Source organism: Sphaerotilus sp. (assembly GCF_041083715.1).
Classification (GTDB): Bacteria; Pseudomonadota; Gammaproteobacteria; order Burkholderiales; family Burkholderiaceae_C; genus Sphaerotilus.
Window position 1 is genome coordinate 1 of the sequence record NZ_JBFPGY010000142.1, and the last position, 10,527, is coordinate 10,527.

Genomic DNA, 10,527 nt, shown 5'->3' on the forward strand with positions numbered 1-10,527 from the left:
TGGCGCACTCCTGCGTATGGCGATGGAAAACCGTGCAAATCTACTGCACTGCAGCGACACCCTCAAGCAAAACTAAAAGGGGTCAGGCTCATTTAATGGTGGATCGACAAATTCACGACACTGAAATAGGGACAGGTCAAGCCTCTGCGACCACGCCCTGCCGTGGTGCGCGTGCCGGACGGCCACGCGGGCGTGGCGCTATGGGCCGCTCGGTGGTGGCGCCCAAGCTAGCAAGAAACGCACCAGACCCCAGCGCCCAGCCCTTGAGCGCGCTGTCGGTATGGGCCTGGACCTCGTCGCCCGACAGTGGCTCGTCGAGCAAGCGCCGCCAGGCCCATTCGCGCTCGAACGGTGTGTTGCCAGTCGCCCAGTACAGCGTGTGGTCGGTGATGAGGCTGTCGCGGCGGCGTCCGAGGTGGTGCGGCGCGCTCGACCACGGGTAGTCGGTCGCGGCAGTGGGTGGAATCAGACGCTGCGGGTTCTGCTCGATGTAGCGCATGCAGGTCAGCACATGCGGGCCGCTCTCCAGGACCGTGGCGCGGAAGCGGCCGTCCCAGAGCGTGCCGACCCGGCCATGCCGGCGATTGAAGGCGCTGACATAGCGCCGGCCGATGGCCTGCAGCATCTTGCTGAGCGCCTCGGCCGTCGGCGGCGTGACGAGCAGGTGGACGTGGTCGTCCATCAGCACATAGGCATGCACCGCCACCCGCTGCAGCGCAGCGGCCTCGCGCAAGGCGGTGAGGTAGGCAGTGCGGTCCGTGTCGTCGAGGAACACCGACTGGCGGTTGTGTCCACGCTGGATCACGTGGTGGGCCAGACCGGCAATGGCAAGGCGGGGCAGTCGGGCCATGGTCGAAAGTGCGGAAGCAGAGTGCAGGGCAAGGTCCAAGTCGAGCCGGATTGTGCGCACCGGACAGGCACGCTGTCGATGGTTCAGAATGCACATTCTCCTTCGACTTGTTCGTTTTGGTACCACCCGGAGTCTCGCCATGAAAGCTGCCAGCGTTCTCGCCACGATCGGCAACACCCCGCACATCCGCATCAACCGCCTGTTCGGTCCCGGCGCCGAGGTCTGGATCAAGTCCGAGCGCAGCAATCCCGGTGGTTCGATCAAGGACCGCATCGCGCTGGCCATGGTCGAGGCCGCCGAGGCCAGCGGCGCGCTGCAGCCCGGCGGCACCATCGTCGAGCCGACCTCGGGCAACACCGGCGTGGGACTCGCGATGGTGGCCGCCGTCAAGGGCTACCCGCTGGTGCTGGTGATGCCCGAGAGCATGAGCATCGAGCGCCGCCGCCTGATGCTGGCCTATGGCGCCAGGTTCGTGCTGACGCCGCGCGAGAAGGGCATGAAGGGCGCGATCACCAGGGCAGAGGAGCTGGTCGCCTCCACACCCGGGGCGTGGATGCCGCAGCAGTTCGAGAACCCGGCCAACGTCGCAGTCCACGTGCGCACGACCGCCGAGGAAATCTTCGCCGACTTCCCGGACGGGCTGGACGCGCTGATCACTGGCGTCGGCACCGGTGGGCATCTGACGGGCTGCGCGCAGGTGCTGAAGGCCCGCTGGCCGAACCTGAAGGTGTTCGCCGTCGAGCCGGCCGCCTCGCCGGTCATCAGCGGCGGCGCACCCGCACCGCACCCGATCCAGGGCATCGGCGCCGGCTTCATCCCGAAGAACCTTCATACCGCGCTGCTCGACGGCGTGGTCCAGGTCGATGCCGAAGCCGCCCGCGAGATGGCCCGCCGCAGCGCCCGCGAGGAAGGCCTGCTGGTCGGCATCTCCAGCGGCGCCACGCTGGCCGCCATCGCACAGAAGCTGCCGGAGCTGCCGGCCGGCGCCCGGGTGCTCGGCTTCAACTACGACACCGGCGAGCGCTACCTGTCGACCGAAGGCTTCCTGCCGACCGAAGGCTGATCGAACAGCCGCTGCCCCGTGAGCCGCTCGTGCTCGCGGATGGCGTAGCGGTCGGTCATGCCGGCGATGTAGTCGGCCACCGCCCGGTGCGGCAGCGGGGACGCGGCGTAGTCGGCCGGCATCTCCTGCGGCCGGTCGATGTAGACGGCGAACAGCTCGCGCACGATGCGCTGCGCCCGGTCGGTGGTGTCCAGCACCTGCGGGTGGCGGTAGAGCTGCTCCAGCAGGAAGCGCTTGAGCGCCGTGCTCGCCTCGCGCATCACCGGGCTGAACGCCACCAGCGGCGGCAACTGGCGCACCGCATCGGCGCTGTCCGGCGCATGCTGGTCCAGCGCTGCCCGCGTCGTGTCGATCACGTCGTAGACCTGCGCGGACAGCATCCTCCGCAGCGTTTCCGACAGCAGCCGGCGCTTCTTCATCTGCGCCAGCTCGGGGTACTCGGCCAGCGCCTCGTCGCGGAAACGCGCCACCAGCGGCAGCGCGCACACCTGCTCGAAGTCGATCAGCCCGGAGCGCACGCCATCATCGACATCGTGCGCGTTGTAGGCGATCTCGTCGGCGAGGTTGGCGAGTTGCGCTTCCAGCGAGGGCTGGGTGCCGTCCAGGAAGCGCCGCCCCACCCCGCCCGGCTCGTGCGCATCGATCCAGCGCGCCACGCGCTTCGCGCAGTGCTTGAGCACGCCCTCGCGGGTCTCGAAGGTCAGGTTCAGGCCGTCGAAGGCCGGGTAGCGCTCTTCGAGCACGTCGATCACGCGCAGGCTCTGCAGGTTGTGCTCGAAGCCGCCGTGGTTGCGCATGCAGGCGTGCAGCGCATCCTGCCCGGCGTGGCCGAAGGGGGTGTGGCCGAGGTCGTGGGCCAGCGCGATCGCCTCGACCAGATCTTCGTGCAGCCGCAGCGAGCGGGCGATGGAGCGGCCGAGCTGCGCCACTTCCAGCGTGTGCGTCAGCCGGGTGCGGAACAGGTCGCCCTCGTGGTTGAGGAAGACCTGCGTCTTGTAGACGAGGCGGCGGAACGCGGTGCTGTGGACGATGCGGTCGCGGTCACGCTGGTAGTCGTTGCGGGTCGGGGCCGGGGCTTCGGCACGGCGACGACCGCGGCCCTGCGCCGGGTCACTGGCGCAGGGCGCGAGGTCGAGGCGCATCCGGTGTCGCGCGGTCAGGCCGGCTGGCAGTGGGCGGCGAGCACGTCGCGCACCAGGGCGTCCGGCGCACCCTGCATGCGGGCGCTGCCGAGCCGGTCGATGACGACGAAGCGGAGCTCGCCCGCCTCGGTCTTCTTGTCGACCTGCATCAGCGCCAGGTAGCGGTCCACGCCCAGCGCCGGGCCGACCACGGGCAGGCCGGCGCGCGCACAGACCGCCTTCACGCGCGCCACGAAACCGGCGGGCATCAGGCCGAGCCGCATCGACAGGTCTGCCGCCATCACCATGCCGCAGCCGACCGCCTCGCCATGCAGCCACGCACCGTAGCCCAGCCCGGACTCGATCGCGTGGCCGAAGGTGTGGCCGAAGTTCAGGATCGCGCGCAGGCCGCTCTCGCGCTCGTCGTTGCCGACGACGGTGGCCTTGATCTCGCACGAGCGCTGCACGGCGTAGGCCAGCGCCACCTTGTCGCGCGCCATCAGCGCAGGCAGGTTCGCCTCGATCCAGTCGAGGAAGTCGGCATCGGCGATCGGGCCGTACTTGATGACCTCGGCCAGCCCGGCGGACAGCTCGCGCGGCGGCAGCGTATCGAGCGTATCCAGATCGCAGATCACGCGCACCGGCTGGTAGAACGCGCCGATCATGTTCTTGCCGAGCGGGTGGTTGATGGCGGTCTTGCCACCGACCGAGGAGTCGACCTGCGACAGCAGCGTCGTCGGCACCTGCACGAAGGGCACGCCACGCATGTAGCAGGCCGCCGCGAAGCCGGTCATGTCGCCGATGACACCACCGCCGAGCGCGAACAGCACCGTCTTGCGGTCGCAGGCCGCGCCGAGCAGGCCGTCGTAGACCAGGTTCAGCGTCGCGGCGTCCTTGAACGCCTCGCCATCGGGCAGCTCGATCAGCAACACGCGCGGATAGTGCTTGTCCAGTGCCGCACGCAGGCGGGCGGCGTAGAGCGGTCCGACCGTCGTGTTGGTGACGATGACGGCGGTGGCCGCCTTGGGCAGGCCGGTCCAGCTCTCGTCGGCGTCGAGCAGGCCGACTCCGATGCGGATGTCGTAGCTGCGGTCGCCCAGGGACACCGGCACGGTCTGGGTCACTGCGGAATTCGTGGTCGTCATCATCGTGGGCTGGTTCGTTGGATCGCCGCGGGCGAGGCCGACGGGGCGGCCTTGGGCGGGCGGAACGCGGACACCACGCCCGCCAGTTCGAGCTGCATCAGGATCATGTTGACCAGCGTCGGCACGGAGGGGCGGCCGGTCTCGATGATGAACTGCGCCGTCTCGCGGTAGAGCGGGTCGCGGGCCTGGTAGAGGTCGCGCAGCTTGCGCAGCGGGTCCGCCACCTGCAGCAGGGGGCGCTGGGTGTCGTGGCGCAGGCGGCGAAACAGTTCTTCGGGCGAAGCGCGCAGGTAGACGACGGTCGTGTGGTCGCGCAGCACCTGCCGGTTGGCCTCGCGCAGCACGGCGCCTCCGCCAGTGGCCAGCACGAGTCCGCCCCGGTGCGCGAGATCGGCCAGCACCTCCTGCTCGATGTCGCGGAAAGCCGCCTCGCCCTCGCGCTCGAAGAAGGCGCGGATCGACATGCCGATCCGGCGCTCGATCTCGACATCTGCGTCGAAGAAGGGCATGCCGAGCGCGCCGGCAAGGTGCCGTCCGGCCGTGGACTTGCCAGCGCCAGGCATGGCGACGAGGCTGATGGTGGGTGTCGCGGGCCGCTGAGCACCGGCCCCGTCGTCCGGGGAAATGGAAAGGGAAAGGGCCACGCTCTTGGAGGGAAGTCGGTGATCGATCGCCCGGACCGGAAGACCGGTGCGGGACGGTCGGTCAGTCTACCCTGCGTGTGTCGACCAGCGCTTACTGCAGAACGCCGATGTCGAACTTGTAGGTCTGGCCATTGGGCATCTTCACCGTCAGATCGATCGGGCCGCTGGCTTCGAGCGGCTTGGTGCAGTCGTCCAGATCGGCCGTGACCGTGTGCGTGGTGGGACCGGTCCAGGTACCGGTGACCGGCGAGGCATCGACGGACACCGAGCCGCCCTTGGCCTTGGTCGCCAGCGTGAGCGTGGCGTTGGCTGGCACCGGATTGCCACCGAGCGCGTCGGCAGCGCTGTTCGCATCGCGCATGCAAAAGCGCGCAGACAGCCGACAGGTGCCACTGGCGGTCAGGGACAACACCTGGTAGGGCAGCGTCGTGTTGCTGCACGAACCATTGCCATTGACCGAGAACAGGCGCGGCGCGCGCGAGCTGTCCGACAAGGTGAAGACACGCGAAACCCCGATATAGGTGTTGGCGTCCCACTTGCCATTGGGAGCGTCACCCGTCAGATATTCGCCTTGGGCGGCCATGACGCCGTTTTCGTCCTTGTCCACGAAGATCGGACCCAGATCGGTGAAGGTTTCTCCCTCGGTGTAGAGGTTGTCGCCATTGGCATCGTTGAAGGCTTCTTCGCCCTTGGCAAAGGCCACCACCGTGACACGTCCATCGGCGGGTCGGAAATTGCTGGTGATGAACTTGACGTTGCACACGGCCGACGTCGTCGTGCAGCTGGAAGGAATCACACTCGCGCCTTCTGCGACGAAGCTGACCACGGTGCCATCAGGCACCGCGTTGCCGAAACGGTCGTTGAGCTGCACACGGATGTCGCTTTCCGTGCCGTCACGCGTCCAGCCATCCGGGTTGTAGGCCGCCGCAGAAAAGCTCATGGCATTCTGGACCGGCAAGCCCGCACTGACAGCGAGCACATTGGAGTAGGTATTGAGCGTCGTGCCATCAGCCAGCGTCACCGAGGCCCTCACGCGAATCGGCGACGGGATGGACTTGGCGGACACGGACACCTGCGCGATGCCGGTTTCCAGCGTCTTGGCCGAACTGGCGGACAGCGTGGCCACATTGGCATTGTCCAGATAGAACAGAACCTCGCGGCCGGCGATCGGCTTGCCGGACTGGTCCTTGAGACTGAACTGGATCACCGAGGTTCCTGCGCAGCCACTGCCCGCGAGACAGATCTTGGCCGGACTGGCCGACGCGAACTCCAGCGCCTGGACCGCCGGGGCGGTCACGGCCAAGTCGACCTGCTGTTGCTGGCTGGTGCCCGTGATCGCGGCACTGACGCGGTCGGTTCCGGCGCAGGCGTTGTCCTGGTACGTGGTGCTGGCGGTCGATCCCGTGACCGTGATGGAAGCCGGCGAGATGATCGCCTTGCCTGCGCTCGCACAGGTGGACGAGAAATTGACGGTCACCGGCGATGACGACGATGCCCCCGCGACGTTGACGGTGATCACCGACGATCCATAGGCGCTGACAGCGGCAGGCGTGGCCACTGCCGAGGTCAGCGACACATTCACGGCAGACACGGTGAACGTCGTGCGCGTGGTCAGCGAGGAGGTGGTGCTCAGGTCCACGGCCGCCGAGACGTAATCCGCGCCGATGGCACCGGCCACCGGCTGCAGCGTGGCCGATGCGTTGCCTTGGGCATCGGTGGTCACGCGGATGGGTGACACGCCGGCCACGCCATTGGCCACCGCAAAGGTCACCAGCTTGCCGGCCAGGGGATTGCCACTGGCATCCTTGACCAGCGCCGTCACCGTACCAGGTGTCGAGGCGCTGATCGTGGCGCTCGACAGCGACAGCACCACCGTGCCGGATGTGCTGGTCGACACGGTGCCCGAATCCGACGTGGTCGTTCCCGTGGTGGTACCGGTTCCGGTGGTCGTGCAACTCGCGGAGAAGACGCTGCAGCCTGCGTCGCTGCCACCACCGCCACACGCGCTCAGGAGCGTCGCCAGTGCCAGTCCCCCGACACGCCAGATCATCTTGTTCATTGCCATCGCTTCGGTTGGTTCAGGTTCAGCGGGCTGCCGCGTTGCGGTCTGTGATGACCTTGGGGGTCAGGAACACGAGCAGCTCGGTCTTGTTCGACGCGCGAGTCTTGTTCCGGAACAGCGCACCCAGATAGGGGATGTCGCCCAGGAAAGGCACCTTGTTCACCGATTCGGTCTCGCTGATCTCGAAGATGCCACCGATCACCACCGTGCCGCCGTTCTCGACCAGCACCTGCGTCTTCACGTGCTTGGTGTTGATGGCGTAACCGGCCGCAGTCTGCTGGCCGACACTGTCCTTGTTGACATCGACGTCGAGGATGATGCTGCCCTCGGGCGTGATCTGCGGCACCACTTCGAGCTTGAGGTTGGCCTTGCGGAACTGGATCGCGGTCGCGCCGCTGGAAGTCGCCGTCTGGTACGGCAGCTCGGTGCCCTGCTCGATCAGCGCCTTGACCTGGTCCGCCGTGATCACCCTCGGGCTGGACACCAGCTTGCCGCGGCCCTCGGCTTCGAGCGCCGAGAGTTCGAGGTTCAGGAACCGGTTCGAGGCCGCACCGAACAGCGACAGTGCGAAGGTCGCTGCGCTCGCGCCACCCAGCGTGCTGGTGTTGGCGGGCAGATTGACGAACTGGGTGTTGGCATAGTCGCCGGTGGACGTCTGCCCGGTCTGGTAGCCGATGCCGCCATAGGTGCCGCCCACCGTCACGTTGCCCAGCCCCAGGTTCACACCCGGCACGCCACCGCGCACGCCCCGCAGGTCGTTCGCACCGAGCTTCACGCCCAGCGAACGCCCGAAGGTGTCCTCGGCTTCGACGATGCGCGCCTCGATCATCACCTGGCGCACCGGGATGTCGATCTTGGTGATCATCTGGCCGATCTCTTCGAGCTTGCCCGGGATGTCGGTCACGAAGAGCTGGTTGGTCCGCATCTCGGAGATGACGCTGCCGCGGGCAGACAGCAGCCGCGTGGCATTGGTCGATCCACCGCCACCACCGGTGCTCTGCTGGCCGACGAGCCCCTTGGCCACGTCGTCGGCCTTGGTGTAGTTGAGCTGGAAGGACTGCGTGCGCAGCGGCTCCAGCGCCGCCACCTGGGCCTTGGATTCCAGCTCGGACTTGTCCTTGGCCGCCAGTTCTTCCTTCGGCGCCACCCACAGCACGTTGCCCGACTTCTTCACGCCCAGCCCCTTGGCCTGCATGATGATGTCGAGCGCCTGGTCCCAGGGCACGTCCTTCAGCCGCAGCGTCACGTTGCCGGTGACGGTGTCGCTGGTGACGATGTTGAAGTTGGTGAAGTCGGCGATGACCTGCAGCAGCGCGCGCACTTCGATGCTCTGGAAGTTCAGCGACAGCTTGTCGCCACCGTAGCCCGGCCCCTGCGTGAGCTTCTGCGGATCGACCTTGACGGGACGCACTTCCAGCACGAACTGGTTGTCGGTCTGGTAGGCGCTGTGTTCCCAGTGGCCGCGTGGCTCGACCACCATGCGGACCCGGTCGCCCACCTGGGTGGTGGTGACGGCCTGCACGGGCGTACCGAAATCGGTCACGTCGAGACGGCGCCGCAGCCCCTCGGACGCGGACGAACGCAGGAATTCGACGATCAGGTTCTGCCCCTGCTGGCGGATGTCCACGCCGACCTGGTTGCTGGGCAGATCGACGACCACACGGCCGGCACCATCCTTGCCGCGGCGGAAGTCGATGTCGCGCAGGCGCTCGGGCTGGGTGTTCTGCGGTTCGGCGAAATGCACAGGCACCGGCACACCGGCCACGGCACTCGGGATCGACGGCGCACCACCGGCGGCCACCGGGTCCAGCGTGATGACCAGGGTCTTGCCATCAATCTCCGCACGGTAGCGGGTGACCTGCTTCAGGTTGAGCACCAGCCGGGTCCGGTCACTGCCCTGGGCCAGCGCCAGCGAGCGCAGATTGCCCTGGTTGATCTCCTGGGTGTTCTGCCCAGTGGCATTGCGCACGCCCGGCAGGTCCAGCGCGACACGGGCCGGCGACTGCAGCGCGAAGCCTTTGGGCACCGCAGCGAGCGGTTCGCTGAACTCCAGGCGAATGACCTCGCTGCCCCCCTGCAAGCCATTGGTGACGGACTGGATGGCGTTCTGCGCAAAGCTGAGCACCGGCGCCGCTGCCAGCATGGCCAGCGCGGCCAGACGAACACTCCAGCGGTCCGTGGATGCAATCTTGTCGGTGGTCTTCATCGCTTCTCCTGGGCCCGCTCCTGGAGGGCAAGCGTGCTGGTGCGCTCGATCCACTCTCCAATCGCGTCCTGCACGATTTCGCGCAAGGCAATTTCGGTTTCCGTGATGCGGGTGATGCGGCCGTAGTTCTGGCCCATGTAGTCACCCACCTTGACTTGGTACAGCAGGTTGTCCGCCCGCAGCAGCGCATAGGTTCTGCCGCTGCGCACCAGGCTGCCGACCATGCTCAGCCCGTCGAGCGGATACGCCTCCAGCGGTTCGCGCCGCCGGTTCATCTCGGGTGACAGCAGCGAGTTCGGCTGGCGGCTTTCCTGCTTGATCGCCACCTGCAGCTTCTGGATGCTGAACGGCTCGACCGCGTTGCTGGCCAGGTAGGGCTGCGGGTCGAACTTGCGCGGCGGCACCAGCGGCGACACGCGCGGCTTGGCATCGCGCCGCTGCTCGTCCATCCAGGCCTGCAGTTCCTCGTGCGGATCGGAACAGGCCGTCAGCGTCGTCGCGGCCACCCAGGCCAGCGCCACGGCAGCCAGGACTCTCAGGGTCGGGTGGTGCTGGCTCATTGACCACCTCCGGCGGCCTTGGCGTCCTTGGCCGCCTTGGCGGTGGCCCGGCGGCGTTCCTCGACCTCGGCCGGATCCAGGTAGCGGTAGGTGCGCGCCGTGGCCTCCATCGCCAGCAGACCGGTGCCACTCGGCACCGACTGGCCCTGCGACAGGCCGGGCATGGTGATGACCAGGTTGTGCAGCGTGACGATGCGCGACAGGTTGGCCACGTCCGACGCGAACGAGCCGATGTCGTGGTACTTGCCGCTGACACGCAGCGCGATCGGCAGTTCGGCGTAGTAGTCCTTGATCACCACCTGACCGGGCCGGAACAGCTCGAACTGCAGCCCGCGGCCGACACCGGCCTGGTTGATGTCGGACAGCAGCGCGTCCATCTCGGCCTTGCCGGGAAGCTGCCGCTCCAGTTGTGTCACGTACTCCTGCACCTGCAGCTTCTGCTTGCGCAGCTCGTCGAGGTTGATCGCCTGGGCGAGCTTGGTGCGGTATTCGGTCTTGAGCGCCAGCTCCCGGGCAGCCTCGTCGTCGAGCGCCTGCACCTCATCGGACACCACGCCAAACCAGGCCAGCACGACGACGACGATGGTCGTCACCAGCCAGGTGGCCAGCTTGGGCAGCAGCGGCCACTGGCCCGGCTGGTTCGGGTTCAGGTTGCGGAACTGCGACTGGACGTTGTCGATCAGTGTTTCGAATTCGATGTTCATCGGGGGACGTGTCGTATTGGCCATCACGCCTCCCTCACGAAGCGGGGCCAGAAGCGGCAGGCGCGGCCGAAGCCGCCGCCGCCGGAACACCCGAGGCACCAGGCATGACCGGGTGCGCCGCCTGCTCCTTGTCCTGCGGACGCTTGAGCGTCAGACGCACGGCGAACTCGAA

9 protein-coding genes are annotated in these 10,527 nt (G+C 67.5%); 1 reads left to right on the forward strand and 8 read right to left on the reverse strand.

Annotated features, from left to right (window positions below; all coding sequences use genetic code 11):
* Nucleotides 1-136: 136 nt before the first annotated feature.
* Nucleotides 137-850: a transposase gene (locus AB3X43_RS06630; RefSeq protein ID WP_369429072.1), complete on the reverse strand. Its 714-nt coding sequence runs from the start codon at nucleotides 848-850 to the stop codon at nucleotides 137-139.
* Nucleotides 851-989: 139 nt separating this feature from the next.
* Between AB3X43_RS06630 and cysK the strand changes: the two genes are divergently transcribed.
* The gene (cysK, locus tag AB3X43_RS06635; RefSeq protein ID WP_369429073.1) at nucleotides 990-1,913 is read left to right on the forward strand and encodes a cysteine synthase A; all 924 of its coding nucleotides are present in this window, start codon (nucleotides 990-992) and stop codon (nucleotides 1,911-1,913) included.
* Here the strand turns inward: cysK and AB3X43_RS06640 are convergent.
* The 7 genes from AB3X43_RS06640 to AB3X43_RS06670 all read right to left on the reverse strand — a co-directional run bounded on the left by AB3X43_RS06640 (nucleotide 1,874) and on the right by AB3X43_RS06670 (nucleotide 10,355).
* Complete coding sequence (locus tag AB3X43_RS06640) at nucleotides 1,874-3,055, reverse strand: deoxyguanosinetriphosphate triphosphohydrolase (protein ID WP_369429074.1); 1,182 nt, start codon at nucleotides 3,053-3,055, stop codon at nucleotides 1,874-1,876. The two genes, cysK and AB3X43_RS06640, sit on opposite strands and share 40 nt — an antisense overlap.
* 14 nt (nucleotides 3,056-3,069) lie before the next feature.
* Entirely contained in the window at nucleotides 3,070-4,179 is a 1,110-nt protein-coding gene (gene aroB, locus AB3X43_RS06645) for a 3-dehydroquinate synthase (RefSeq protein WP_369429075.1), read from the reverse strand.
* Nucleotides 4,179-4,757, reverse strand: coding sequence for a shikimate kinase (locus tag AB3X43_RS06650; protein ID WP_369429080.1), 579 nt, complete (start codon nucleotides 4,755-4,757; stop codon nucleotides 4,179-4,181). Before AB3X43_RS06650 ends, aroB begins: the two co-directional genes overlap by 1 nt.
* 157 nt (nucleotides 4,758-4,914) lie before the next feature.
* Nucleotides 4,915-6,882: an Ig-like domain-containing protein gene (locus tag AB3X43_RS06655; protein ID WP_369429076.1), complete on the reverse strand. Its 1,968-nt coding sequence runs from the start codon at nucleotides 6,880-6,882 to the stop codon at nucleotides 4,915-4,917.
* Nucleotides 6,883-6,907: 25 nt separating this feature from the next.
* On the reverse strand, nucleotides 6,908-9,091 hold the full coding sequence (locus AB3X43_RS06660) for a type IV pilus secretin PilQ (protein WP_369429077.1): 2,184 nt from the start codon (nucleotides 9,089-9,091) through the stop codon (nucleotides 6,908-6,910).
* The gene (locus AB3X43_RS06665) at nucleotides 9,088-9,651 is read right to left on the reverse strand and encodes a pilus assembly protein PilP (protein ID WP_369429078.1); all 564 of its coding nucleotides are present in this window, start codon (nucleotides 9,649-9,651) and stop codon (nucleotides 9,088-9,090) included. Before AB3X43_RS06665 ends, AB3X43_RS06660 begins: the two co-directional genes overlap by 4 nt.
* Nucleotides 9,648-10,355: a type IV pilus inner membrane component PilO gene (locus AB3X43_RS06670; protein ID WP_369429079.1), complete on the reverse strand. Its 708-nt coding sequence runs from the start codon at nucleotides 10,353-10,355 to the stop codon at nucleotides 9,648-9,650. Before AB3X43_RS06670 ends, AB3X43_RS06665 begins: the two co-directional genes overlap by 4 nt.
* Between the last annotated feature and the right edge of the window lie 172 nt (nucleotides 10,356-10,527).

Excerpts from the sequence above, each read along its gene's own strand:
- AB3X43_RS06630 (WP_369429072.1), bottom strand. The coding sequence starts at position 850 with ATGGCCCGACTGCCCCGCCTTGCCATTGCCGGTCTGGCCCACCACGTG.
- cysK (WP_369429073.1), top strand. The coding sequence starts at position 990 with ATGAAAGCTGCCAGCGTTCTCGCCACGATCGGCAACACCCCGCACATC.
- AB3X43_RS06640 (WP_369429074.1), bottom strand. The coding sequence starts at position 3,055 with ATGCGCCTCGACCTCGCGCCCTGCGCCAGTGACCCGGCGCAGGGCCGC.
- aroB (WP_369429075.1), bottom strand. The coding sequence starts at position 4,179 with ATGACGACCACGAATTCCGCAGTGACCCAGACCGTGCCGGTGTCCCTG.
- AB3X43_RS06655 (WP_369429076.1), bottom strand. The coding sequence starts at position 6,882 with ATGAACAAGATGATCTGGCGTGTCGGGGGACTGGCACTGGCGACGCTC.
- AB3X43_RS06660 (WP_369429077.1), bottom strand. The coding sequence starts at position 9,091 with ATGAAGACCACCGACAAGATTGCATCCACGGACCGCTGGAGTGTTCGT.
- AB3X43_RS06665 (WP_369429078.1), bottom strand. The coding sequence starts at position 9,651 with ATGAGCCAGCACCACCCGACCCTGAGAGTCCTGGCTGCCGTGGCGCTG.
- AB3X43_RS06670 (WP_369429079.1), bottom strand. The coding sequence starts at position 10,355 with ATGAACATCGAATTCGAAACACTGATCGACAACGTCCAGTCGCAGTTC.